The sequence below is a fragment of the Puniceibacterium antarcticum genome, from assembly GCF_002760615.1.
GTDB classification, from domain to species: Bacteria; Pseudomonadota; Alphaproteobacteria; order Rhodobacterales; family Rhodobacteraceae; genus Puniceibacterium; species Puniceibacterium antarcticum.
Genome location: NZ_AWWI01000100.1, coordinates 142,545 through 168,483 on the forward strand (window position 1 = coordinate 142,545; position 25,939 = coordinate 168,483).

Below are 25,939 nucleotides of genomic sequence, written 5' to 3' on the forward strand. Positions count from 1 at the left end.
GACAAATGCGTATGCTGCAAGACGTGACCATGCGGAAAGTACGTACAGCGAGACCGCGTCTCAGGTCCCGCTCAGCACCCTGTAAACTGACGTCCTGGCAATACCGAGTTCACGAGCAATGTCTGTCGCGCCCATGCCTTTTTCGTCGCGCATCCGTTTGACCTCGCCCACGTCGATGGATGGCTTGCGGCCCTTGTAAACCCCGTCTGCTTTCGCCTTTGCAATCCCTTCCATCTGCCGCTCCCGGCGAAGGTTGGTCTCGAACTCAGCGAAGACCCCGAGCATCTGAAAGAACGCCTTGCCTGCGGCACTGCTTGTGTCCACGGGTTGCTCTGTAGCCTTGATCGCGACGCCCTTGTCCTGCAGCTCTCTGGCGATGGTAGACAGGTCGTCCATTGAACGGGCAAGTCGATCCAGCCGCGTCACGACAAGCGTGTCACCCTGCCTCAGAAATTCCAGCAAGGTCTTCAGCTCTTCTCGTCCTTGCCTGCTTGTGCCGCTGATCTTCTCTTCCCTGATGATTTCACACCCTGCTGCCTTCAACGCCTCGCGCTGGAGTGTCAGGTCTTGGTCTGCTGTCGAGACCCTTGCGTATCCGTAGGTGGACATGGTCGAGTGTTCCTTTTGGCTCTTAGACCCGTACTGGGTAGTGTACCGAAAATCATAATGCAACCCTAAAAGGACACGGTTTCTGTCCTGCGCTAATGTTTCGCTAGGGTATACCTCAAGAGGACACCCGAGAGCCTTGCCGTGATGGAGGGTTGTGTGCCGCGCTCGGTGCCGCTATGGATGTGAGCAAGGCCAACCATGCAAAGTCGCATAGATAACAGTGCCTTGCGTCGTTCAACTCATCAAGGACACGCAACCATGACCGATCTCATTTACATGAATATCCCGTTCGTCGGACGCCTCTACGCTCAACATGACACCCTCACCATGTATCGCTGGGAGACCGAGACGCTGACCTCGTCCTGTGGCCGTGAATACCTGCTGTGCTGTGGTCGCCTGCGGATCTATTGGACCCCAGCATCGACCCTCCGCTCCGAGGGCTAGGAAAGACCACTCATGCTGGGCCGCAGTGATCATGCCCACGGTCCGGCACCCCACCCCCGGTAAAAGCGAAGGGGGAAGAACGCTTGCCACGCATATGTGATAAGGCGCTCAGATATGTGACCCATTTTTGCCTCGGGTCCCATGTGCTGGAGCCTCATGTCTTACAGCGCGGTCAGAATGGGCAGTCCTCCAGGTCGCCGTCCGTTTCGTCCAGGTCTTCACGCCACCAGTCGGCCAGGATGCGGGTTTTCTGCCCAAGTCGCTTTTCCAGCATCTTGATAACGGCCTCGATCTGGATCTCTGCCATGTTAGCGATGTCTTTGCCGACCCTGTCATCCAGCCGCCGAGCGCGTTCGTCTATCATCGCGTCCCGGTCGTCGTCCGTAAGGTCCTTTCCTGCCGCGTCCTTCAGCTCAGCTAGGGCACCCCACCATGTCTCAGGCAAAGGCTTGTCCGCTTCGAGAAGACGGGTTCGAGTTCGCCGCATGTTGCCAACAGTTCCGTCCGCTGCCCCTGCGTTCTTGACCAGCGCCTTCTTGCTGTAGACGTACTCGCCGTCATCGCGAACTTGGCACACCAACCGCCAAGTGGCATTGTTCTTCTCGGACGCTGTCATGGGCAGGCGGGCCTTGGCGTTCTCCTGAAGTGCATGGAGGCGGGCAGCTTCCTCTGCGCCCTCGAAGATCACCGCCGGGACCTTGCTCATGCCGACTCGCCTGTGGGCCTCTAGCCGGTGATGCCCGTCAAGCACGACCAGTTCCCCGCTCTCAGGGTCTTTCCAAAGGTCGATCCGATCAACTCGGCCCTTGCGTTGCAGCACGTCCGCGATCTCTTCGACGTGGTGGTTCTCGTACTCCCTGTCCCGGTACTGAAAAGTGTCGGGGCGGGTGTGGATGTCGTCTAGCTTCACGGTGCGCTGGGCAGACCGCGTAAGCCGTTGTTCTGCTGTTGTCATTTTGTTGGTCCAGTGTCTGGATTGAGGTTGCTGGCCGGTCCCTTGCCCTATGCAGAATGCACACCCTGAGGCTGCATACCCATGTGACCACTCCAGCGACACCCGAGGTCACGCCTTAGCGTTTCCACAGGTGCCACCACGGACCAGCAGGAGCAGCACCATGGGCGATCCTCTGCGACCCCGTCAGGCCGCTCCTCGTCCACAAAGCACACTTGCTCCTAATGGTGGCCCCTGATGAGCTGTAGCATCATGGGAAGACCACAAGAGCCGAGAGGAGGATCACCAGCTCAGGGTAGTGGGAAGACTACTCTTGCGATGGGCCACCCCGCCACGTCGGGCCATGCCTATCACTCCAGCAAAGACCTAAGTTCAACTTAGCTTTTGGAGCTGAACGTCGGTACTAGCGATGTTTGGTGAGCTAATCCGTGTAGTACACGCCCTAGGGATTTCACACTTGCTGACGTTCCATAGGTGGGCCGAATTCCGCGAGGGGTTTTAATTATCGAGACCCCTTTCTGTCCCTTATTCCCGCAGGGCACACCACGGGTCGGGAAGCTAATGTGGATACTGTCCACGTTGGGGGATGTTATCTCCGTGCTGCGGAGGCTAGTCTTGGAAACCTCCATGTAGTCAGAGGCGGCTCCTGCTCCTCCTCGTAAACACCATTCCACCAGCGCCGTATCGCTTCCTTCATTCCCACAGGCCCCTCACACGCTCCCACAGCCGCCTCTGTGGCCCTCTCTGCTGTCCTCTGGCAGGTGAGGGAGCTGACAGCGCAAAGACCCTCCCCTCGGCCCTGTCCAAGCGTCTCCTGAGGTCCTCCACAGTGCCCCGCTCACGTTCAAGCTGTTGCTCCAGCATTTCGACCTTGACCGCAAAGACTGCCGCGCTGTCCCCCGTGTCGTCCCGCCCATGTCCCATGTCGTCCCGTTGTCCATGCTCATGCCTGCAAGAGAAGAGCCGCGAAGATCAATGCCAGCCAAATGCCGACCCAGAACGTCCCACGGCGAACTCGCTTGGAAAGCTCTTCGAGCGCCGGGATAGGATCGGAGACTGGTGAAGGCACCTGCTGTAAACTTGGAGCTGGCGCGTCATCATCCGCGTCCTCGTCACTATGGTAATCTTCTGCCGGGTCTGAGGAGCGAAGTAATGGCTGCAGGGGACGCCCAACACTAACCTTCACGGGTGGCATGTCTGGGTCGGATATCAACTCACGCTGGAACTCAGGCGTCCGCCAGAAGTCCTCCGGGATCTCGTCTGCATTTTCCACATCTCGTTTGCTATCTAGGAATTTGATCACCCGTCCTTCACTGATCGAAGGCGACCACTCAGCGTAGAAGTCGAGGAAACGGTCTGCACGTACACTGATGTGGAGCATTGCGCCCGGTGTTGAGAGTTCTTGGAGGAGTGCCGAGAACCGCTCTGAATGCACCTGTAGCTCAAGGAAGAAGTAATGGCTGTCATCAAGGTCGAGGTCGCCTTCCATGTTCACACCTGAAAGCGTTACCGCCTCGCCTTCAGTGTTTTCGCGGATGCTGATCGCTACTTCGCGGGTACTGCCCTTCTCGCCCAAAAAGGAAAGGGAATATTGACCCCAGCGAGCGGGCTGTATCGTTCCATTCGCGCTGACTGATCGCGTGTGTTTCCGCTCTGCAACTTCATCGTATTCAGACACAACCCCAAAGCTCATTCCGAGCTTGAAGTCCGTGCAGGTGATGTCCAGCGTCAGGTGGCTTTGTCGCTGGTATTCCGTCTCATTGCCGCTCGGGGCATCTCTCTCATACTCGATGAATGCTCCATTCTTACTGAAGCCGCCTTCAGGTAGAAATCGCGCCTTGAGTTTACCCATGAATTTCCCCTGTCTTTGGCTTCACACCACAGGGATGCCCTATGCCCATCTGTTGCCCCTGTTCTTGCTTACAGCACTATGGGCAGACTAACGACATGGCGATTGTCGTACAGCAGGTATGTGAACTCTCCCAGCTCGTGGCAGGTGAGACACACAGCGTTTGTGCAAGATAGAGTTCAGCCAGTAGCTTGCAACTATTCCCGCACTCGCGCAAACTGCGTGGTACATAAGTGACAACACACCAATATGGACAACGTAATCTGGATTTACCGTTCAATTTCAGTTGGTTATAGTATAAGGGGTAGTTTCCCTGTCTCTCCGCCATTTACCTTGGTTTGCAAGGTTAAGCGCAGTGCCATTGCAACACGATAATTCTGACGAAACGCAAACTTGATCACGACCAACGACATAAAGCCGCACAGTCGCGAAGGCTTGCGCCGTCGGCAGTGTGCCATTCCCCTGATATCGCGGCGCCAGGCCAGACCTGTTCAGCCCAAGGTCACAGTCGCGCCCATCACGCAGGCTTGGACATGCTGCGCCCCGTTCAGCGGGAGCGGGCCGATCCGCGCACCGGTGATGACCACATCCCCGCGTCTAAGCGGGCGCCCCTGCGCGCGGGCATGGCGCGACAGCCAGTCAAGGAAATCGAGCGCTTCGTCCAGCGGCGCGGCAGTTTCCGGCGCAAGCACCGGCACCCCCTCAAGCGATAGCACAATCCCCAATTGGTCAGGCAGACCGGCGCGCCAGTCCGCCAGCACGTCCCCAAGGACAATCGCGGCAGAACTGAAGCCATCTGCCATCTTGTCCAGGGGCGATACCGCCGCACCGGGGGCAAAGCGCGGGGCGATCAGCTCGAACGCCAGACGCACCTCGGCAATCGCGTCGATCGGCGTGCTATCCGCAGGATCACCGGCCAGCACCAGCGCGGTCTCGACCTCGATGGCGGTGTCCGACGGCAGGGTCAGCGACGTTCCGGAGATGTGCAACGCGCGTCGCGGCAGGACAGCGGTCTCGCGCGTTGTTCCGCCCAGAAGGGCAAGTTTCCAGACACCACCTGGATCCCCAAGACCTTGCAGCACTGCCTCTTGCACGGCATAGGCAGCGGTTGTGTCGGGCACCGTAGGTGTCAGCCCCTCCGGTCGCGGCGCACCATTCCAACTGGCCAGAAGGATATGCCCTGCGGCCTGCGGATCAAATTGCACAAAGCTCATCGGGCGTTCTCTTTCACGAAAAGCTCTGGCATCGCGTCCAGAGGGAGGATCGCGCCGGGATGGCGCACAACCACGGTCGCCAGCCGGGCGGCGCGCGCGATGCTGTCGCCGACGGAAAGCCCGCGATCACGGGCAATCAGCCAGGCGGCGTTGAAGCTGTCCCCCGCGCCGGTGGTGTCCACGGCGTCCACGGCAGGTGGCAGGGCATGGCTGTGCACCGCCTCACGGCCGCTTGCCCGATGCAGCACGGACCCGCCGCCGGTCGTCAGTACAATTTCGGCCTCGCTCAGGGTCATCAGATGCTGCATTGCCGCCTCTGGCTGAGCCACGTCAAAGCAGGCGCACAGATCGTCCAGCGAGGGCAAAAGCATCGTCGCGATACTCGCCGCACGCGCAATTACCGCGCGCGCCGTGTCAACATCCGGCCACAGCGCGGGGCGATAATTGGTGTCAAAGATAACCGCTGCGCCCTGCGCCCGCCGTTCGGCCAGCGCCTGCAACAAAGTCTCGCGGCCCTCATGCGTCAGAACGGCCAGGGCAACGGCTGACAGGAACAGCCGGTCCGCGCGCGCCAGATCGACAGTGCGCGCGGCATCGTCGAAATGCCGCCGAAACGGCGCCTGTTCGCGCCAATAGGCAAAGCTGCGCTCGCCCGTCGCATCGGTCGAAATAAAGCTGAGTCCGGGCCGCGCGCCCCTGCGCTGCGCCAACAGCGACACATCGACCCCTTCGGCGGCGATGGTCTGACGCAACCAGATGCTGTGGGCGTCATCCCCCAGACACGACAGATAGCCCACCTGCCCCGGCCCGGACAGCCGGGCCAGATAGATTGCGGTGTTCAGCGTATCCCCCCCGACCCGCCGCTCGAACGTCGACGGCGCATCGGCGCGGGCAGAGAACTCAACCAGCGGCTCGCCGATGGAAAGATAGCGCATGTCAGACCTCATAGGGTGTGGGCAGGGGGCGCCCGGCGAAATGGGCGCCGATGTTGTCCAGCACCAGCTGCGCCATGGCGCGCCGTGCCTCTGCCGTGGCCGAACCGATATGCGGTGACAGCACACAATTGGGCGCGTCCAGCAGGCATTGCGGCACATGGGGTTCATCGTCGAACACATCCAGCGCCGCCCCGGCGATCACGCCACAGGACAGCGCCTCGGCCAGGGCAGCCGCATCCATCACCGATCCGCGCGCAACATTGACGACAATCCCGTCCGCCCCCAAAGCGGCCAGCACATCGCCATTGATCAGTTCACGCGTTTGCGCCCCACCCGCCGCCGTGACGAAAAGCACATCACAGTCCCGCGCGAGGCTCAGCGCATCCGCGCGATAGGTGTCCGGTGCGTACGGCTTTTCGGTTCTGGCGGTGTAAAGCACCTCCATGCCCATCCCGCGCAACAGATCCGCCAGCCTTCGGCCGATCCGGCCATACCCCAGGATCCCGGCGCGCTTTTCCAGCATAGAAGTGCCAAGCCCCAGCTTGCCCTTCCCTGCCCAGCGGCCCGCGCGCACAAAGCGGTCCCCCTCTGCAATGCGCCTCGAGCAGGCCAGCGCCAGCCCCAGCCCCATCTCGGCCACCGCCAGCGACAGCACATCGGGCGTCGTCGTCACCGCAATGCCGCGCCGAGCGGCCTCGGTAAGATCCACCGCATCGACACCAACGCCATTGACCGCGATCAGTTTCAGCGCAGGCAATTTCGCAATCTGCGCGCCAGACAGGCCAAGATTGCCGGCCGTCAGCACGACTTCGACATCAGCCGCCGCATCAATGTCCCGCAGCACCTCATAGTCGGCCAAAAGCCGGTCCATCATCTCGCCGGGCTTGAGATCGACAAGGGCCAGAACACTTGGGCGTGTCATGCGATCTGCCCAAGGAAATTCTGCAAGCGTTCATTGACGGGATTGTTGAAAAAGGCGTCGGGCGCATTTTCCTCGACGATCACACCCTTGTCCATAAAGATCACCCGGTCGGCCACAGCACGGGCGAACTCCATCTCATGGGTGACGCAAAGCATGGTCATGCCTTCGCGGGCCAGATCGATCATCGTGTCCAGCACTTCCTTGACCATCTCCGGGTCCAGCGCCGATGTCGGTTCGTCAAACAGCATGATGCGCGGCTTCATGCACAACGCACGCGCGATCGCGACGCGCTGCTGCTGACCACCGGACAGCTGCGCGGGGTATTTGTCGGCCTGTTCGGGGATCTTCACGCGCTCCAGATATTGGCGCGCGGTCGCCTCCGCCTCGGTGCGGGACACCTTGCGGCTTTTCATCGGGGCCAGAACGCAGTTTTCCAGAACCGTCATATGCGGAAACAGGTTGAAGGACTGGAACACCATCCCGACATCCTGACGCACCTTGGTCACGTTGTCGCCGCCGGCCGTCAATTCGATTTCATCCACGATGATCGTGCCGGATTCGATGGCCTCCAGCTGATTGATCGTGCGGATCAGTGTCGATTTACCCGACCCGGACGGGCCGCAGATGACGATCCTCTCGCCGCGGTCCACCGTCAGGTCAATATCTTTCAGCGCGTGAAAGGCCCCGTAATACTTGTTGACGGCGCGCATGATGATGGCTTTTTCGGTCATGATCTCTTTCCTGAAAGGTGCCCGGCCGAAACCGGCCGGGCAGCACTACGTCACTTCGGATTTTTCACAAATTCTGGCAGCGGCTCACCGAGCCATTTTTCGTGAATCGCATCCAGCGTCCCGTCGCTCTTGGCCTCGGCGACAAAGTCGTTGATCTTGGCCAGCAGCGCGTCAGATCCGGGCGCGACCGCAACCCCCTGCACCTGGCTCGACAGATCGAACTTTTTGTTGAAACGATCTCCCGTCGCCGCTGCAATCTGCGACATCACAACGTTGGAGGCGCCGATCAGCTTGACCTGACCCGACATCAACGCCTGAACGGCGGTCGCATCATCGTCAAAGCGCATGATATCGGTGCCCTCGGGCGCAACGGCCGTGACACCGGTGTCTTGGGTCGATGCGCGCGCGACGGAAATTGACTGCCCGGACAGCCCCGCCTTGTCCGCCACGTCAAGGCCACTGTCCCCATAGACAGCGATGGAAATCCCCGCATAAGGGTTCGAAAAATCAACCTTCTCTGCGCGTTCGGCCGTGATGCCAAGCGAGGCAACCAGCACATCGACCTGCCCGGACAGCAGATAGGGGATGCGGTTCGGGCCGGTCACGGGCACGATCTGGGCGGTCACACCCATGGACTCTGCCAGCGCCTTGGCGACATCGGCATCATACCCGTCGGGATTGCCCGACATGTCGGTGATGCCGAAGGGCGGGAAATCGACCAGCATGCCGATCTTGACGGTGCCGGCACTTTCGATGGCGGCCAGATCGGCAGCCATCGCAGGGGCAGTAAGGCTCGCGGCCAGCGCGCTGGCGGCAAGGGTCGTAAACAATCGACGGTTCAGGTTCATGGTATCCTCCTCCTTGAGGTTTCAGCGCGTGATTGCACGACGCATCCGGGCTTCCATGTGCCGGGCCAGCAGCGACAGCGGCCAGCACAGGATGAAATACAGGGCCGCGACCGTGCCAAAGACCAGAAACGGCTGGAAGGTCGCATTGTTGATGATCTGACCGGCGCGGGTCAGCTCGGTAAAGCCGATGATCGACGCCAGTGACGTGCCCTTGATCAACTGAACAAGAAAGCCGACCGTCGGCGCGATGGCCAGCCGCAGCGCCTGCGGCAGAACCACATGCCGCATCCGGTCACGGTAGGACAGCGACAGAGCCGAAGCCGCCTCGGACTGCCCCGAAGGCACCGCCTCAATCGCGCCGCGCCAGATCTCTCCCAGATAGGCGCTGGCATGCAGGGTCAGCGCGACGGCCGCCGCCAGCAGCGGATTGATGGGCAGGCCGACAACGGCAAGGCCAAAGTAGACCAGAAACAGCTGCATCAGCAGCGGCGTGCCCTGAAACACCTGGATGAACCCCGCGGCCATGCGGCGCAGCCCCTTGCTGGCTGAGGTCCGCGTCAGCGCAATCAGCAACCCGCCAAGCGCCCCCCCCAGAAAGGCGATGGCCGACAGGATCAGCGTCCAGCGCACAGCCATGACGATGAACAGGACTTCTGCAGATGTGAATTCACGGATCATGTCAGCGGCTCGCCGGATAGGAGAAGAAATTGCGACGGATTGCGGCGAACAGCGTCGAAAAACCCAGCGCCAGCAGGAAATACATGACCGTCAGCACCAGATAGATCTCAAAGCTCGCAAAGGTCCGTGCGTTCAGGTCCGCCCCGGCCGAGGCGAGGTCGTTGGCCGAAATAACCGACACCACACTGGAGGTCAGCATGAGATAGATGAACTGGCTGGTCAGCGACGGGTAGATGTTGCGCAGCGCAGGTTTCACCACAACATAACGGAAAATCTGCACCGGGCTCAGCCCCAGCGCCTTGCCGGCCTCGATCTGCCCGCCGGGAATGGATTCGATCCCCGCGCGAATGATCTCGGTTCCGTAGGCGCCGACATTGATCACCAGCGCGACGATGGCAGCGGTGTCGGGCGACATCGAAATGCCGACCGCCGGAAGGCCGAAGAAGATAAAGAAGATCTGGATCAGGAACGGCGTGTTGCGGATCACCTCAACATAGACATCCACAAGCCAGCGCAAAGGTCGGATGCCTGATGTCTTGGCCACCGCCCCCAGCATCGACACGATCAGCCCCAGCACCATCGCGATCAGCGACATACGGATCGTCAACAGGGCACCATAGCCCAGCAGATCAAGATTTTCGAAAACGGGCTGGAAGTTGAAGTTATACATCGGCCCTCCCCTGCGTCTGCATAATTATATCAATTTAGATCGATCTAAATTTTACCGTACAGAAAGTCAATCCGCTTTCTTGCAGCTGCTCTGCCGGATCATCAGCGCGGGCGCGACGATGGACCTTGCGATCGGCGCCGCCCTGTCCACAAGCCGGCGGACCAGCAATCGCGCGGCCAGGGCGCCGATCTGTTCGGGCAGCATGGCAACGCTGGTCAGCGACGGATAGGTCAGCTGCGCCAGCGGAAGATCGTCCAGACCAACGATGGCAATGTCGACGCCCGGCTCCCTGCCCGCGCGGCGCAGACCCAGCATCAGACCTGCCGCAAGAATGTCGTTGAAACACAGGACCGCCGTCGGCCGCCCCGGCAGCGCCAGCACCTTGGCCGCTGAACCCGCAGCCCCGTCCCAGGTCAGTTCGGCCTCCACCGTGCCGGCATCTTCGGCGCCGGTCTCGGCCAGCGCGCGGGCAAAGCCGTTGCGGCGTTCCTCACGTGCCGAGGTCCGCGCCGTAACGGACAGGAACGCAATGCGGTGATGGCCCTGCCCGACCAGATGCTGCACCGCCAGCCGCACACCTTCGATGTAATCCGCACCGGCATAATCGGTCAGGTCCCGCCCGACCTCGCGCAGCGATTGCACCATCGGCAAGCCCCAGCCCTGTATCCGCGTCAAAAGCTCGGGCTGCGTGCCCTCTGCCGGGCACAGGATGACGCCATCGACACCATGCCCCCGGAACCGCTGCAGAATGTCATTCTGCCGGGACGTGTCATCATGGCTGTTGGCCAGCAACACCACGCGGTCATCTTCGCGCATCACCCGCTCCGCACCTGACAGGAATTCGGTGAAGAACGAATTCAGAAGGTTCGGCACGATGACCCCGATGGTGCGGCTGCTGTTGTTGCGCAGCCGCGCGGCTCCGATGTCTCGCACATAGTCAAGATCGGCCATCACCTGCTCGACTTTCGTGCGCGTGCGGTCCGCCACCAGCGGGGATTTGCGCACCACCAGCGACACGGTGGCACGCGACACACCCGCAACCCGCGCAATTTCGCCCAAGGTGACCTTCTTGTGTTTCATGCGCTCTGCCTCTCCGCTCTGTCTCAAGATATTGCAGATATAGAGCCTACGATCTGAGTGATACGGAAAACAGGTGCGTCCCGCAGGGCTTGCCCATTTTTGCAAATTGCAAACCCGCTCGCCAAAGGGGCAAAGTCGTTTGCTCAGTTTGCAAACACAGCTTTGCAAAGCCATCCCACAGCGCAGGGTGCCGCTCAAAAGGGCGCCAAAGCGGACCACGCGCCCCACAATACGCAGCAGCGCACCCACACGCGCCGGAACCTCATCCCCGGACCTCTGCATGGCGCGGTCGTCCAGCCCGGCAATCCGGCGCGCCCGACAAATGGATTGACCCACCGGGGCTCCGCCCTGCCCGTTCCATCAGGCCCAGCATCGCCATGCCGGTCATCGCCATGCCGGTCATCGACTTGCCCGCCCCGCTTTCGCCGAGCATCCCCATAATCTCGCACCGCCGTATCCACGCTTTTCTTCACGCAGGCGATCACCCCGTCCTGCATCACCCGCCGCCCGTCGGTACAGACGTCGCGCACATAACGACCAGAGGCTGCGGTCCTCAGCGTCTGCACCGGATCGGATGTCTGCAAGGTCAGGCTCAGGTCAACCGCCGAGATGTCAGCCCGCCCAAGCCGCTCCAGATCGGCCCGGTTCAGAACCCTCGCCCGCCCAGCCTAGCGGCGAACACGCTCTCGGACCGAACCGCTTCCATCCCATCCACCAGATGCGCGCTCCTCATGCCGCGCTGTTTGTTCAGGATCAACTCGACAGGAAAGATGTCCGTGCCAAGGCCAATGTTGACCCCATGGCGCGGCATTTGGCAAAGCTGTCCGGCATCCCCCATGGCGGGCCGACACCAGAGGGCAGTGAACCCGCGTGGCCCCGACCCCGACGAGCAGCGCGAACCACGGCCGCGGCGTGTTGTCGGCAAACAGCGACATCTCGGTAAAGTCCTGCGTTACCGCCATGGCCTTGGGTCGCTGGTGCATCGGCGATGCCGCCTCACTGACCCGGGTAAGTGCGGCAAGCATATCCTCAGCCGTGAACGGATTGCGATGCGACTGATGCAAGCAGAATTCTTCTTATTTGCATCTCTGTCTCTCTATCCATCAAAATTGTATTTCAGAATCGTCAAGATTGGATACGATGTGACGGGCATGCCCGACGAGATACGGTTTATGGGGTTAATTGTCTCCAATTATCGGAAAAATATGCGTGCAATAGGCTGGATGCGAAATCGATGGGCAAAGACAGACATGACTGATGACAAGTCCACCCTGACCGACGCGGTGCATGACCTGCTGCGCCGCGCGATCATCGAACAGGCCCTGAAACCCGGCATGCGCCTGCCCGAAGATACGGTGGGGAATCAGTTCGGCGTCAGCCGCACCATCGTGCGCCATGCGCTTGTCCGCCTTGAAAACGAAGGGCTGGTGATCACCCGCCGCAACCGGGGCGCCTTTGTCGCCGAACCCACACGCGAAGAGGCACGGCAGATCTTCGAGGCACGCCGCTGTCTTGAAAACGAGGTGATCCGCATGCTTTGCGACCGCATGCCCCTCTCCGGGTACGATCAGCTTCAGGCGCATGTGCGCAGTGAAAAGGTCGCACGCGGCAAAGATGGCCCGGTTTCGATCAGACTGGCGGGCGAATTCCACATTCTGCTGGCCGAACTGACCGGGAACGAGGTGCTGGCCCGCTATGTGCGCGAGGTGGTGTTGCGCTGTTCGCTCATCCTGTCGATGTATGCCCGCAGGCATTCCTCCGACTGTGCAGTGGACGAACATTCCCAGATCATCGAAGCGATCCGCAGCGGCGATCACGCCCGCGCCATCGACATCATGGGCCACCACCTTGGTGCGGTGGCAGACCGGGCCGAACTGGCACCCAGAGCCGACAGCCTCCAGTCGATCCTGTCACATTACGCAAAGGAATTCATCACATGAGCCAAACCCATCACGAGCTGGATTTTTCCACGCTCAGCCCGCGCGACGCCTACAAGGTGATGATCGGCACCATTGTGCCCCGCCCGATTGCCTGGGTCACCACGGTCTCTGCAGACGGGGTGGTGAATGCCGCGCCCTATTCGTTCTTCAACTGCCTCTCCGCTGATCCACCGATCCTCGCGCTGGGTGTCGAGAACAAGCCGGACCGCGCTTTCAAGGACACCGCCTATAACATCCGCATGACGGAATGTTTTACCGTCAACATCGTCGATCGCGCCAATGTGAGGGCAATGGCCGTCACCGCCGCTGGTTTCGCCCCCGAGGTGGACGAACTGCAGATGGCCGGCCTCACCGCCGCACCGGGGGTCAAGGTCGCCTGCCCACGCATCGCCGAGGCGCCCGTGGCCTTTGAATGTGAACGCTACATGGGGATCTCGATCAGCTCGGCGCGCGAAATCATCTTAGGTCGCATCGTCATGGCCCATGTGCGCACAGATATCATGGACCCCGCCACCCATTATTCCGACCATGCGCGTCTGGATGCTATCGGGCGCATGGGGGGCAACGGCTATGCCGGAACCCTCGATTACTTCGACTGGCCCACCCCCTCCGCAGAAGAGGTGCTGCGCAGTCTGGACCTGCCGGATATCAAGCAGGGATAGGCCTCAGGCTCTGGCTTGCGCTGGGGGCGGCACGCCCCCAGCCTGTTACGCAAAACCGGCCTTTTGCGCAAAACCAGCGCTTTTCAGAACACCGAAACCGACGCTGCGACAATGACCGCCACCGTCAGCGCAAACGGAATAAGGACCGCCACCACAAAGATGTCGCCATAGCTTTGCCTGTGGGTCAGCCCGGTGATCGCCAGCAGCGTGATGACCGCGCCATTGTGCGGCAGCGCGTCGAACCCGCCAGAGGACAGCGCCACAACGCGGTGCATGATCTCTGGATCAATCCCGGCGGCCTGCGCGTTTGCCATGAACTGTTCGCCCAGTGTGGCCAGCGCAATCGACATCCCGCCTGACGCTGACCCGGTGATGCCCGCCAGCACGTTGGTCGCCACTGCCGCCGAAATCAGCGGATTGGGTGAAATGCCCAGCACCGCATCGCGGATCACCGCAAAGGCTGGAAGCGAGGCGATGACCGCGCCATAGCCAACCTCCGACGCGGTGTTGAACACCGGCAGCAGCGATCCCATCGTGCCCTTGTTGTAGCTGTCCATCAGATCGACAAAGCGCGACCAGTTCAGCGCGGTACACAGCAAGATCGAAATCACAAGCGATGCGATGATCGCCCAGATTCCCTGCACATCCCCCAGCGTGATGCCGCCATATTTCTCCTCCTGCAGATAGGACGCATCCATCGCCGGGATCACTAGATAGGTGAAAACGGCATTCAGCACGATCACCGTTATCACCGGCGCAAGCGCGACCAGAATCGAGGGCAGCGCACGATCCGCCAGTTCGGCGTCCTCACCCGTCTTGGCATGATCGCCATAGCCTTCGCCTGCGCCATTCGCCGACGCGCGCCGCCGGTTGAGCCAGAGAATGCCAAAAACCATCATGCCCAGCCCCGACGCCGTGCCATAAAACGGCGCTGCAAAAGGCGTCGTGCCGAAATAGGGCATGGGGATCGCGTTCTGGATTGCCGGCGTGCCCGGAAAGGCGGTCATGGTAAAGGTGAAGGACCCCAGCGCCAGCGCCGCCGGCAGCAGCCGCTTGGGCGTGTCAGATCGGCGAAACAGCGCATTGGCAATGGGATAGACCGCAAAGGCCACCACAAACAACGACACGCCGCCATAGGTCAGCACCCCGCAGGCCAGCACCACCGCAGCGATCGACTGACCAGATCCCATCTTTTCCGTGAACCATTCCGCGATGGTCCGCGCCGATCCCGAATCCGCCATCAGCTTGCCAAAGATCGCCCCCAGCAGGAACAGCGGAAAGAATTTCAGCAGATAGTTCCCCAATGCAGGCATGAACACCTGCGTATAGGTCGCAAACAGCGGCAATCCCCCCGCCATTACCGCCGCCAGAAGCGCCAGTATCGGCGCGAGGATCAACACGTTGATTCCGCGATAGGCCAGATACATCAGCAGCCCGAGCGATAGAAAAATTCCGATCAGTCCCATGGTTCCTCCCATTTCCCCGCCTGCACCCGCAGTTTGGCCGTGGGCGACTTCGGATGATATCGGCAGGATGTGATCAGATACTTGAACCCTCAGCCCACAGGGTCAAGCCGGCAATCGGAACAGCTGCCGTGGGGTAACTGCAACGGCAACCCGGAACACGTACCATTGACCGCTGACCAGACGATTGCGCAGAGGCCGCGCAAAGCGCCCGCACAGAAAAAGGGGCGCCCAAAAGGCGCCCCAGGTTTGCATGATCTGGTTCCAGGAGCGCGCCACACCTGTGACACAGGATCCGGCTGGATCACTTATATGGGGGGCGGGCGCACCAGCCCCCCAATTTTATTTCCTGTTCAGGCGTTGCATCTGCGCAGAAACAATCCGGCCCCGCATCTCAATCTCTTCAGCTACAGCCGGACGTGCCGCCGCAGGTGTTGCACTTCATGCAGGTGCCGTTGCGCACCAGGGTGTAGTTGCCGCATTCGTTGCAGGCCTCGCCCTCATAGCCCTGCATCTTGGCCCGCGACACTGCGTTCATCGCCATGCCGCTGGCAACCGAAGCCCTCGGCGCGCTCGCATAGGCCACAGCCGCTGTGCTCTGCGGCATCAGCGTGTTCAGCGTGGCCACGGAATCCGCCATGCCGCCTTGCAACACCACCAGATCCTGCGGGAGACGCTTGCGCAGATACCCGGTCGAGCTGATCTGTTTCAGCACCTCAAGGCTGCGCGACGCCGCCGTCGGCGAGATTTCCTTGACGTTGGACACGCCCTCTTCCTCGCCCCGGCCCAGATCGTCAAACGACGCACCGGACGGTTTCACATGGGCCAGATCGGTGCGGTCCAGATAGGACACCGCCAGCTCGCGAAAGATATAATCAAGGATCGAGGTCGCATTCTTGATGCTGTCATTGCCTTGCACAATGCCGGCCGGTTCGAACTTGGTAAAGGTAAAGGCATCCACGAACTCTTCCAGCGGCACGCCGTATTGCAGACCAACCGACACCGCGATGGCAAAGTTGTTCATCATGGCGCGGAACCCCGCCCCTTCCTTGTGCATGTCTATGAAAATCTCGCCCAGGGTGCCGTCCTGATATTCCCCCGTGCGCAGATAGACCTTGTGACCGCCGATCACCGCCTTCTGCGTATACCCCTTGCGCCGCTCCGGCATCTTTTCACGGCCGCGCGCGATCTCTTTCACGATGAACTTCTCGACAACCTTCTGTGCCAGCACCGCCGCCTTTTCATGGGCGGACCCGCTTTCCAGAACCTCGGCCGCCTCGTCATCATCCTCGACCAGAGCAGAGGCCAGCGGCTGCGACAGCTTCGATCCGTCGCGGTACAACGCATTCGCCTTGACCCCCAGCGACCAGCTCAGCTCATACGCTCTCTGGCAATCGAGGATCGTCGCATCATTGGGCATGTTGATTGTCTTGGAAATCGCGCCCGAGATAAAGCTTTGCGCCGCCGCCATCATGTGGATATGGCTGCTGACCCCCAGATACCGCTTGCCCTTCTTGCCGCAGGTGTTTGCGCAGTCAAAGATCGGATAGTCCGCCACCCGCAGATGCGGCGCCCCTTCCAGGGTCATCGTGCCGCAAACATGATCATTGGCCAGCTCGATCTCGCGCTTGCTGTAGCCAAGGTGGCGCAGCAGATCAAAGGTCGGATCGTTCAGCTTCTCCATGGGGATGCCCAGCACACCGGTGCAGAACGCTTCGCCCAGCGTCCACTGGTTGAACACAAACCGGATGTCAAAGGCCGAGGCCAGCGCGCCTTCGATCTTCTCGATCTGTGCGGGACCAAAGCCATGCCCGATCAGCGAGGTGTGGTTGATCCCCGGCGCATTGCCGAGGGTGCCGTGACCGACGGCATAGGCCACGATCTCTTCGATCTGGCTGGACGGATACCCCAGCTTTTCCAATGCTGCCGGAACCGACTGGTTGATGATCTTGAAATAGCCGCCACCGGCAAGCTTCTTGAACTTCACCAGCGCAAAATCCGGCTCGATCCCCGTGGTGTCGCAATCCATCACCAGACCGATGGTGCCCGTCGGCGCAATGACCGAGGTCTGCGCATTGCGATAACCATGCGCCTCACCCAGACGCAGCGCCTCGTCCCAAGTGGATTTCGCCAGCTGGATCAGCGTCTGATCCGGGCAGCGCTTGTGATCCAGCGGCACCGGCTTGGTGGCCAGCTTCTCATAGCCCGTCGCCGCACCATGCGCCGCGCGGCGGTGATTGCGGATCACCCGCAGCATGTGTTTCCTGTTCTTCTCATACCCCGCAAAGGCACCCAGCTCTCCGGCAATCTCGGCCGAGGTGGCATAGGCCACACCGGTCATGATTGCACTCAGCGCACCACACAGTGCGCGACCCGCGTCGCTGTCATAGGAAAAGCCCATGTTCATCAGCAAGCCGCCGATGTTCGCATACCCCAGACCCAACGTGCGGAAATCATAGGACCGCTGCGCGATCTCCCGACTCGGGAACTGTGCCATGGTCACGCTGATTTCCAGCGTCAGCGTCCACAAACGTGTGGCATGCATGTAATCCTCGGACTGGAATACCCCGCCCTTGAGGAAGGTCAGCAGGTTCATCGACGCAAGGTTGCAGGCGGTGTCGTCTAGGAACATATATTCCGAACAGGGGTTCGATCCGCGGATCGCGCCGTCTTCGGGGCAGGTGTGCCAGTCATTCACCGTGTCGTGAAACTGGATGCCCGGATCAGCGCAGGCCCAGGCTGCATGCCCCACATCCTCCCAAAGATCCCGCGCCTTGATGGTCTTGGCGACCGTGCCATCGGTGCGGCGGATCAGCTCCCAGTCAGCATCGTTCTTCACGGCCTTCAGAAAGGCATCGGTGACCCGGATCGAGTTGTTGGAATTCTGACCGGACACGGATGCATAGGCCTCGGAATCCCAATCGGTGTCATAGGTCGGAAATTCAATCGCGCTGTAACCCTGCTTGGCATAATCCAGCACGCGCTTGACATAGGTTTCCGGGATCGCAACCTTCTTGGCCTCGCGGATCGCGCCCTTCAGCGCCGCGTTGGTCTTGGGGTCACAGGCATCTTCGGCCATGCCGTCCCACTGACGGATCGCGCCAAAGATCAGGTTCAGCTTCTGCTCGTGCATCTTGCTGCCCGCGACGATGCTCGCAACCTTCTGCTCTTCCTTGACCTTCCAGTTGATGAATTCCTCGATATCCGGATGGTCCGCATCGATGATCACCATCTTGGCCGCGCGGCGTGTGGTGCCACCCGATTTGATCGCCCCCGCCGCGCGATCACCGATCTTGAGAAACCCCATAAGGCCAGAGGATTTGCCACCGCCCGACAGCGGCTCGTTTGCGGCGCGCAAGCTGGAAAAGTTGGTCCCGGTGCCAGAGCCGTATTTGAACAGACGCGCTTCGCGCACCCACAGATCCATGATGCCGCCATCGCCCACCAGATCATCCTTGACCGACTGGATAAAGCAGGCGTGAGGCTGCGGATGCTCATAGGCCGATTTCGACTTGGTCAGCTTGCCGGTCTTGTAGTCCACATAATAGTGGCCCTGCGACGGCCCGTCGATGCCATAGGCCCAGTGCAACCCGGTGTTGAACCATTGCGGGCTGTTGGGCGCGGCGCGCTGGGTCGCGAGCATATGGCGCATTTCGTCGTAATAGGCCTGCGCGTCGGCCTCGGTGGTGAAATAGCCCCCTTTCCAGCCCCAATAGGCCCAGGCGCCTGCCAGCCGGTCAAACACCTGTTTGGACGATGTCTCGCCCGTGGTCGGGGTCGTCGCCGTGGCCGGGACCGACCGCCACAGAAACTCGGGCACATCCTTTTCAGCGACCTTTTTCAGGGCAACCGGCACACCCGCCTTGCGGAAATATTTCTGCGCGATGACATCGCTCGCCACTTGGCTCCATTGCGCGGGCACTTCGACATTGTCGAGGTGAAAGACGATGGTGCCGTCGGGATTGCGGATTTCGGACAAGGTTGAGACAAAGTCGATCTCGGCATAGGCGTCCTGACCGGATTTGGTGAATTTTCTTTCGATTTTCATGTTCTCTGCCCCAATAACCAGCTGTTCCATCGCTCGCCGCTGCCCCGGCGCGGTTGCGCCATGGCGTGCGCCCTGTCGCGGGATAAAACCGGCCGTCTCCCGCTCTTTGATGGCGGAATTGCAGGCTCTTCCTGCGCTGTGACATGTGCGGTCTGTACCCCTGCGCAGTTCAACCACAACCTCTTGTGGCGTGGTGCCCGGCCCCCGCAATCTCGCTCACATTGTCCGCAGGGGTCAACGAAATTTTCACACAATTCACACTATATTTGGTGTTGACCCCGGGGGCTATCACATAGGTATGGGGTAGATCGCGACTTATACACAGGCGGCGCACACGGAAAACAAACGGGAATTCCCGGCATATCACCCGGTTCTCCACACCTTGTTCACACCCTGTCCACAGGCCGGCAATCTGCCGCCTATACAGCCTTTGCGCCAAAGCTTCCGCTGCGGAATTCCACGCGAAAACACCTTGGATCGGGTAAAAGTTAACAAAAGATGTAGGTTTTTCACAATTCTGTCAGGAATTTCGCAGGTTAACTGAGAATCACCAAGGCTTTCGTTCAGCCCTCTGCGCCAGGCGCCAGAACGCCCTGTGCCCAGATCGGCAGATGATCCGACGCCAGCGCCGTCACCGCATCCTGCACCACACCCATGCTGTTCAGCCGCACCATGTCATTGGTGGCAAACCGATCTAGCGCGGCAAAAGGATGGCGCGCATGAAAGGTGCGCCCCGGCGTGTGAATAGTGAAGGTCGGCACCAGCCGCCCCAGCCCGACCGAGGTCGAGAACTCGTTCAGATCCCCCGCCAGAAGCGTGGCACAGCGCGGCAGCGCCGTCAGCGCCGCCCTGATATGCGACACCTGCTGGCGCCGCGACCGGCGCAACAGGCCCAGATGGGTGCCCACCACCCGCAACAGCCCCGCCTCAAGCTGCAGATCCACGATCACGGCACCGCGTGGCTCCAGCCCCGGCAGATCCAGATGCACCACATTGCGCACCTCGATCCCGGGCCGCGCCAGAACGGCGGTGCCGTGCCAGCCCAGACTGACCGCGCTGCGCGCCAGCTGCACCGGCACCAGCCCGGTATGCGCCTCGATCAGCTGGCGCGGCAGCGCCGCCTTGCGCGCACCCAGCCGCAGATCCGCCTCCTGCAGGATGACGATATCCGCCTTCAGTCCGGAAATCACCGACATCACCCGGTCCGGATCACGCCGCCGGTCGGTGCCCATGGCCTTGCGGATGTTGTAGCTGGCGATGCGGAAATCGGTTTTGGTTTCACTCATCACAGGATCGGTGCTCCAAGACGAAAGACACCTTCAATCAGCCGCCGCCCCAGCCCCGCCCTGTGCACGCCCTGCTTGCAGACCGGCAACAGGCCGCGAAACCACGCCTCGACCTTGGCCACTGTGTCGGCATCATGCACGAACAACATCATTTCAAGGTTCAGCAACATGCTGCGCACATCCAGATTGGCCGATCCCACGGCGGCGGATCCGTCGATCACCCAGGCCTTGGCATGGATCATGCCACCCTGATACCGCAGGATGCGACAGCCCGCCGCCGCCAGCCCGCGCAGATACCCGCCCCGGGCAAAATCCGCGATCTTCTGGTTCGATTTTTCCGGCAGAAGGATACGCACATCCACACCGCGCCGCGCCGCGATCATCAGCGCATGGGACAAGGGATCGGTCGGCAGGAAATAGGGCGTCACAAGCCAGATCCGGTCCTGCGCCGCGTGGATCGCGCGCACCAGCCCGTCATGCATCGGATCATCCACCAGATCCGGACCCGAGGGCACCAGTTGCACATGCGATGTCCCGCGCGGCGTCACGCGCACCGCGCTTGGCACATCCTCGCGCCCCGTCGCCGACCAGTCGGATTCGAACATATCGGCAAAGGTCTGCACCACCGGCCCCTCCACCGCAAAGGACAGATCCAGCCAGCGCCCTGCATCCGCCTCAGGCCCCAGATATTCCCCGCCAATATTGCGCCCACCCGAAAACACCCGCGCCCCATCGGCCACGATCATCTTGCGGTGATTGCGCAGGTTCAGATGCCCCTTGGCCGGGGCCTGTATCAGGGGCGAAAAATCATGCATCAGCCCCCCGGCCCGGCGATAGGCGGCCAATGCCTTGCCCGGGCGCCAGAACCCACCCAGCCGGTCGATGATCAACCGCACCCGCACCCCGGCACGCACCCGCTCGCTCAGCGCCTCGACAAAAGCCCGCCCGACCGCATCATCGGCAATCAGATAATAGGTGATGTCCAGCGTCTCCTTGGCCGAACGCACAATCTCCAGCACCTCCTCCCAGCAGTCCTGACCATCTGCGATCAGGCGCAGGGCATTACCATCCGATGAGGGCGGCACGCCGTAATGGGCAAACAGGCTGTCCAGTTCATTGACCGGCACACCGTCTCCCGGGACGCGGTGAAAGCAGATCGCCGGAAACCGCCGCCCGCTCTTGCGAAACCCAAGGCCCAGGAACAGCGGCAGCGCAAGGTAAGGCGCCAGCAGCATGAAACACAGCCAGGCGGCGGTCGATTGCGGCGTGCGCCGCTGCTGCAACACGATCACCGCCGCCACAATGGTCAGCGTCACGCCGAACACGACGGCAAAATGGGCTTCGATCCAGTATGTCACAGTCTATTCCGGCGCTGGTGTGTCAAGGAACCCTGCCCCAGGCAGGTCCGTCACCCTAAGGGGCAAGGCCAGTGTGCGCAACGCAAGGATGCGCTGCAGCAGAGGGTCTGCCCTGTGGCTACTCTGCGTCCCCCAGCGTCAGCGACACACCGTCAAGCCCATCGACAACCCCCTCCAGCCGGTCCCCCGCCACAACGGCGCCAACCCCGGCCGGTGTGCCCATCATCACCAGATCCCCGGCGCGCAGATGATACAGCCCCGACAGATGCGCCAGCAGCGCATCGACCGCCCAGACCATATCCGACAGCACTGCCTCCTGGCGCAGCGCATCATTCACCGACAGCGCAATGCGCTGATCACCCATCTCGCCAAAGCCCGCACGCTGCGTCAGCGCACCGATCACCGCGCCGCCCTCGATATCCTTGCTGATGTCCCAGGGCCGCCGCCCCGCCTTGGCCTCTGCCTGCAGATCCCGCCGCGTCATGTCCAGACCCACGCCATAGCCATAGACCGCCGCCCAGGTGTCCGCAGCCTCGGCCCGGAACAGATCGCCGCTCAGCGCGACAACCAGCTCGATCTCGTGATGATAATCTGCCGTGCCCGGCGGATAGGCACAGCTGGCCCCGCTCTGCACCAGATGATGGCAGGATTTGGTGAAATAGAACGGCGCCTCGCGGTCGACCTCATTGCCCATCTCGGCGGCATGGGCGGCATAGTTGCGCCCGACACAAAAGATCCGCCCGACGGGATACAGATCATTGCTGCCCGTCACGGGCAAGGCAGGTTGCGGCAAGGGGGGGAAGACAAACGCCACGGGGCACCTCCGGCTATAGCTGCCCCAGACATTTGCCCAAGGCAGGCAAAATGACCAGCCCCCGTATACAACAAAACGCCCCCGGCCCGCAGCGCGGCAAGGGGCGTCTGGAACGTTCCGCTCAGATCACTTTGCGCCGGCAACCGCCCGCTTGGTCATCACACCCACCAGATGCGCGCGGTAGGCCGCCGATCCGTGCAGATCCGCGATCATGTCATCGGACGCCACCGAAAGCCCGTCCAGCGCACCGACAGAGAACTCGGACGACAGCGCCGCCTCGGCCTCGCTCCAGCGGAACACGCCGTTGTTCGACGCCCCCGTCACCGCCACACGCACCCCGTCGGCAGACTTCGCCACAAACACCCCGACCAGCGCAAAGCGCGACGCGGGCTGCTCGAACTTGATGTAGCAGGACACCTCGGGGATCGGGAACTTCACCTCGGTGACAATTTCGCCTTCTTCCAGCGCCGTGGTGAACATGCCCTGAAAATAGTCATCCGCCGTAATCTCGCGCGTGTTGGTGACGATGGTCGCCCCCGACGCCAGCGCCGCCGCCGGATAACAGGCCGAGGGATCATTGTTGGCAAGTGAGCCGCCAATCGTGCCCCGGTTGCGCACCGCCGGATCGCCAATATGGCTCGCCAGATCCGCGAGCCCCGGATAGTGTGCCGCCGCCTCTTTTGCGACCGTTCCATGCGTGGTCCCGCCGCCGATGCACAGCAGGCCGGCATCATTGACACTGACCCCCCGCATTTCGGCAATGCCCGACAGACTCACCAGAACCGATGGCATCGCCAGCCGCTGTTTCAGCGTCGGAATCAGCGTCTGACCGCCCCCCAGCGCCTGCGCCTCTTCGCGCCCCAGTGCCGCCACGGCATCTGCCAGCGTGGTGGGCCGTTCAATCTCGAATGCATACATGTCTCGTCCTCCAGACCAGATCCGACCGCTTGGCCTTCATCTGCCCATAAATATCCCGGGGGTCCGGGGGCAGCGCCCCCGGTTCCGCCCTCTCAGTTCAGCCCTGCATCGCGGCCCAGACCCGCGACGGCGATGCGGGCATATCCATATGCGCCACCTTGTGCCCACCGGAATTCAGCGCGTCAATCACCGCATTGATCACAGCAGGCGGAGAGCCAATGGCGCCAGCCTCTCCACAGCCCTTCACCCCCAGCGGATTGTGGGTGCAGGGCGTCTGGCAGGAATGATCCACCGCGTAGAATGGCACATCCGCAGCGCGCGGCATCGCATAATCCATATAGGACGCACTCAGCAGCTGACCGTTCTCATCATACGCACAGTTTTCCAGCAAGGCCTGCCCGATCCCCTGCGCGATTCCGCCATGTACCTGGCCCGACACGATCATCGGGTTGATGATATTGCCGAAATCATCCGCTGCCGAAAACCGCTCGATTGTCACCTTGCCGGTCTCGGGGTCCAGCTCGACCTCGCAAGCATAGGCGCCGGACGGATAGGTAAAGTTGCTCGGATCGTAAAACGCCGTCTCCTCAAGCCCCGGTTCGATATCGTCCAGAGGATAGTTGTGCGGCACGTACGCGGCCAGCGTCACATCCCCCCAAGCGACGGATTTATCCGTGCCCGCAACGGTGAACTGACCATCCTTCAGCTCGATGTCGCCTTCGCTCGCTTCCATCAGATGCGCCGCGATCTTCTTGGCCTTGTTGATGATCTTCTCGGTCGCGCGCACCATGGCCGAACCACCAACCGCGAGCGAACGCGAGCCATAGGTGCCCATGCCCATCGGACCCCGCGCCGTATCCCCATGCACGATGTCGATCATGCTGGCGTCAATCCCCAGCATCTCGGCCACCACCTGCGGGAATGCCGTCTCATGCCCCTGCCCATGGCTGTGGCTGCCGGTCATCACGCTGATGCTGCCAGTCGCATTCACCCGCACGGTTGCAGATTCATACAGACCCGCCCGCGCGCCCAGCTGCCCCACAAGGTTGGACGGCGCGATGCCGCAAGCCTCGATATAGCAGTTCACGCCCAGACCGCGCAGCTTGCCCTTGGCCTCGCTCTCCTTGCGGCGCGCCGCAAACCCGGCGAGATCAGCAATCTCTTCCAGCTTGTCCATCGTCGCGGGATAATCGCCGGTGTCATATTCCACCGCCACGGGTGTGGCATAGGGAAACTCGGTGATAAAGTTCTGACGCCGCAGGGCAATCGGATCCACGCCCAGCTCGCGCGCGGCCATGTCGATGACGCGCTCCAACTGATAGGTCGCCTCTGGACGGCCCGCACCGCGATAGGCATCAACCGGCACGGTGTTGGTGAACACCGCCTTCACGTTCACATAGATGTTCGGCGTCTTGTAATTGCCCGCCATCAGCGTGCCATGCAGCCATGTGGGCACCGACGGCGCAAAAGTCGACAGATACGCCCCCATATTGGCCAGCGTTTCGGTGCGGATCGCGGTAAAGTTGTTGTCCTTGTCCAGCGCCAGCTCGATCTTCGTCACATGGTCACGCCCATGTGCGTCCGACATGAACGCCTCTGACCGGGTCGAGGTCCACTTGACCGGCCGCTTGCAGGCTTTGGCCGCAAAGGTGCAAAACGCCTCTTCGGCATAGTGGAAAATCTTGGTGCCGAAACCGCCGCCCACGTCCGGGGCCACAACGCGCAGCTTATGCTCGGGGATGCCCAGCACAAAGGCACCCATCAGCAGGCGGATCACATGCGGGTTCTGCGAGGTGGTGTAGAGCGTGTATTCGTCGTTGGACTTGTTCCACTCGGCCACCGCCACGCGCGGCTCCATCGGGTTCGCGACCAGACGGTTGTTCACCAGCTCCAGCGTCGTCACATGCGCGGCGGTCTTGATCGCCTCGTTGACGGCGCCTTTGTTCTCTTCGACAAACCCCCAGTCGTAACACAGGTTGTCCGACAGATCGTCATGCACCAGCGGTGCGCCATCCTTCAGCGCGTCCTTCATATTGACGGCGGCGGGTAGCTCTTCAATGTCATAGACAATCGCCTCTGCCGCATCGCGCGCCTCGGCCAGCGAATCCGCCACAATCGCGGCAATCGGATCGCCTACATGGCGCACCTTGCCATAGGCCAGCACCGGATGGCGCGGCTCTTTCATCACGGCGCCGTGGCGGTCGGTCACCTGCCAGCCGCAGGGGATGCTGCCGACAGCCTCGAAATCCTTGCCAGTGAAGATCTTGACCACCCCCGGCATTCCCTCAGCTGCCGAAGTGTCGATGCTGGTGATCCGCCCGTGCGCCACGTCAGACCGCAGGAAATGCACATAGGCCTGACCAAAGACGCTGATGTCGTCGGTGTAATTGCCGTTGCCGGTCAGAAACCGGACGTCTTCGCGCCGCTTGGTGCTGGCGCCGATGCCGGTATGGCTCGCCGTATCTTTTGGCATTGTAATTCCTCCCTCAGGATCGGCAGGGTCACCCCCGCCTTGCAA

23 protein-coding genes are annotated in these 25,939 nt (G+C 61.4%); 3 read left to right on the forward strand and 20 right to left on the reverse strand.

From position 1 onward, the window contains the following. Positions 1-60: 60 nt before the first annotated feature. Positions 61-609: a recombinase family protein gene (locus P775_RS14340; protein WP_099911622.1), complete on the reverse strand. Its 549-nt coding sequence runs from the start codon at positions 607-609 to the stop codon at positions 61-63. Positions 610-867: 258 nt separating this feature from the next. On the opposite strand from P775_RS14340, the gene P775_RS14345 reads away from it, so the two are divergent. Continuing rightward, complete coding sequence (locus P775_RS14345) at positions 868-1,053, forward strand: hypothetical protein (RefSeq protein WP_099911623.1); 186 nt, start codon at positions 868-870, stop codon at positions 1,051-1,053. A 172-nt stretch (positions 1,054-1,225) separates the two neighbouring features. Here the strand turns inward: P775_RS14345 and P775_RS14350 are convergent, their stop codons facing one another. The 12 genes from P775_RS14350 to P775_RS28535 form a co-directional block, all read right to left on the reverse strand. Continuing rightward, positions 1,226-2,008, reverse strand: coding sequence for a ParB/RepB/Spo0J family partition protein (locus P775_RS14350; RefSeq protein ID WP_099911624.1), 783 nt, complete (start codon positions 2,006-2,008; stop codon positions 1,226-1,228). A 940-nt stretch (positions 2,009-2,948) separates the two neighbouring features. Next, positions 2,949-3,857, reverse strand: coding sequence for a hypothetical protein (locus P775_RS14360; protein ID WP_099911626.1), 909 nt, complete (start codon positions 3,855-3,857; stop codon positions 2,949-2,951). 488 nt (positions 3,858-4,345) lie between these two features. After that, positions 4,346-5,068, reverse strand: coding sequence for a fumarylacetoacetate hydrolase family protein (locus P775_RS14365; protein WP_099911627.1), 723 nt, complete (start codon positions 5,066-5,068; stop codon positions 4,346-4,348). Beyond that, positions 5,065-6,003: a sugar kinase gene (locus P775_RS14370; protein WP_099911628.1), complete on the reverse strand. Its 939-nt coding sequence runs from the start codon at positions 6,001-6,003 to the stop codon at positions 5,065-5,067. Before P775_RS14370 ends, P775_RS14365 begins: the two co-directional genes overlap by 4 nt. A 1-nt stretch (position 6,004) precedes the next feature. Further along, positions 6,005-6,925, reverse strand: a complete 921-nt coding sequence (locus P775_RS14375) for a 2-hydroxyacid dehydrogenase (protein ID WP_099911629.1) — start codon at positions 6,923-6,925, stop codon at positions 6,005-6,007. Then, a complete protein-coding gene (locus P775_RS14380; protein WP_099911630.1) occupies positions 6,922-7,656 on the reverse strand; it encodes an amino acid ABC transporter ATP-binding protein in 735 nt (244 codons plus the stop codon). Before P775_RS14380 ends, P775_RS14375 begins: the two co-directional genes overlap by 4 nt. A gap of 50 nt (positions 7,657-7,706) precedes the next feature. Beyond that, on the reverse strand, positions 7,707-8,504 hold the full coding sequence (locus P775_RS14385) for a transporter substrate-binding domain-containing protein (protein ID WP_099911631.1): 798 nt from the start codon (positions 8,502-8,504) through the stop codon (positions 7,707-7,709). A 21-nt stretch (positions 8,505-8,525) separates the two neighbouring features. Continuing rightward, entirely contained in the window at positions 8,526-9,182 is a 657-nt protein-coding gene (locus P775_RS14390) for an amino acid ABC transporter permease (protein WP_099911632.1), read from the reverse strand. Position 9,183: 1 nt separating this feature from the next. After that, a complete protein-coding gene (locus P775_RS14395; RefSeq protein WP_099911633.1) occupies positions 9,184-9,852 on the reverse strand; it encodes an amino acid ABC transporter permease in 669 nt (222 codons plus the stop codon). A gap of 66 nt (positions 9,853-9,918) precedes the next feature. Then, positions 9,919-10,932, reverse strand: coding sequence for a LacI family DNA-binding transcriptional regulator (locus P775_RS14400; RefSeq protein WP_099911634.1), 1,014 nt, complete (start codon positions 10,930-10,932; stop codon positions 9,919-9,921). Positions 10,933-11,194: 262 nt separating this feature from the next. After that, positions 11,195-11,365 carry a hypothetical protein gene (locus P775_RS28105; protein WP_180287447.1) on the reverse strand — a complete coding sequence of 57 codons (171 nt, stop codon included), beginning with the start codon at positions 11,363-11,365 and terminating at the stop codon, positions 11,195-11,197. Between the two features lie 213 nt (positions 11,366-11,578). Beyond that, positions 11,579-11,743 carry a hypothetical protein gene (locus P775_RS28535; RefSeq protein ID WP_218967702.1) on the reverse strand — a complete coding sequence of 55 codons (165 nt, stop codon included), beginning with the start codon at positions 11,741-11,743 and terminating at the stop codon, positions 11,579-11,581. A 439-nt stretch (positions 11,744-12,182) separates the two neighbouring features. On the opposite strand from P775_RS28535, the gene P775_RS14405 reads away from it, so the two are divergent. Continuing rightward, positions 12,183-12,872, forward strand: a complete 690-nt coding sequence (locus tag P775_RS14405) for a GntR family transcriptional regulator (RefSeq protein ID WP_099911681.1) — start codon at positions 12,183-12,185, stop codon at positions 12,870-12,872. After that, positions 12,869-13,534: a flavin reductase family protein gene (locus tag P775_RS14410; RefSeq protein WP_099911635.1), complete on the forward strand. Its 666-nt coding sequence runs from the start codon at positions 12,869-12,871 to the stop codon at positions 13,532-13,534. The genes P775_RS14405 and P775_RS14410 overlap by 4 nt, the downstream gene beginning before the upstream one ends. A gap of 83 nt (positions 13,535-13,617) precedes the next feature. On the opposite strand, the gene P775_RS14415 is transcribed toward P775_RS14410, so the two are convergent. The 7 genes from P775_RS14415 to P775_RS14445 form a co-directional block, all read right to left on the reverse strand. Then, positions 13,618-15,000 (reverse strand): GntP family permease, encoded by a 1,383-nt coding sequence (locus P775_RS14415; RefSeq protein ID WP_099911636.1) that lies wholly within the window; start codon positions 14,998-15,000, stop codon positions 13,618-13,620. A gap of 400 nt (positions 15,001-15,400) precedes the next feature. After that, entirely contained in the window at positions 15,401-19,045 is a 3,645-nt protein-coding gene (locus P775_RS14420; RefSeq protein ID WP_099911682.1) for a vitamin B12-dependent ribonucleotide reductase, read from the reverse strand. 563 nt (positions 19,046-19,608) lie between these two features. Next, a complete protein-coding gene (locus P775_RS14425; protein WP_099911637.1) occupies positions 19,609-20,331 on the reverse strand; it encodes an endonuclease/exonuclease/phosphatase family protein in 723 nt (240 codons plus the stop codon). Then, positions 20,331-21,689: a phospholipase D-like domain-containing protein gene (locus P775_RS14430; RefSeq protein ID WP_099911638.1), complete on the reverse strand. Its 1,359-nt coding sequence runs from the start codon at positions 21,687-21,689 to the stop codon at positions 20,331-20,333. Before P775_RS14430 ends, P775_RS14425 begins: the two co-directional genes overlap by 1 nt. A gap of 118 nt (positions 21,690-21,807) precedes the next feature. Further along, positions 21,808-22,503: a fumarylacetoacetate hydrolase family protein gene (locus P775_RS14435; protein ID WP_099911639.1), complete on the reverse strand. Its 696-nt coding sequence runs from the start codon at positions 22,501-22,503 to the stop codon at positions 21,808-21,810. A 126-nt stretch (positions 22,504-22,629) separates the two neighbouring features. Then, the gene (locus P775_RS14440; RefSeq protein WP_099911640.1) at positions 22,630-23,421 is read right to left on the reverse strand and encodes an FAD binding domain-containing protein; all 792 of its coding nucleotides are present in this window, start codon (positions 23,419-23,421) and stop codon (positions 22,630-22,632) included. Between the two features lie 97 nt (positions 23,422-23,518). After that, positions 23,519-25,894 carry a xanthine dehydrogenase family protein molybdopterin-binding subunit gene (locus P775_RS14445; RefSeq protein WP_099911641.1) on the reverse strand — a complete coding sequence of 792 codons (2,376 nt, stop codon included), beginning with the start codon at positions 25,892-25,894 and terminating at the stop codon, positions 23,519-23,521. Positions 25,895-25,939 lie beyond the last annotated feature (45 nt).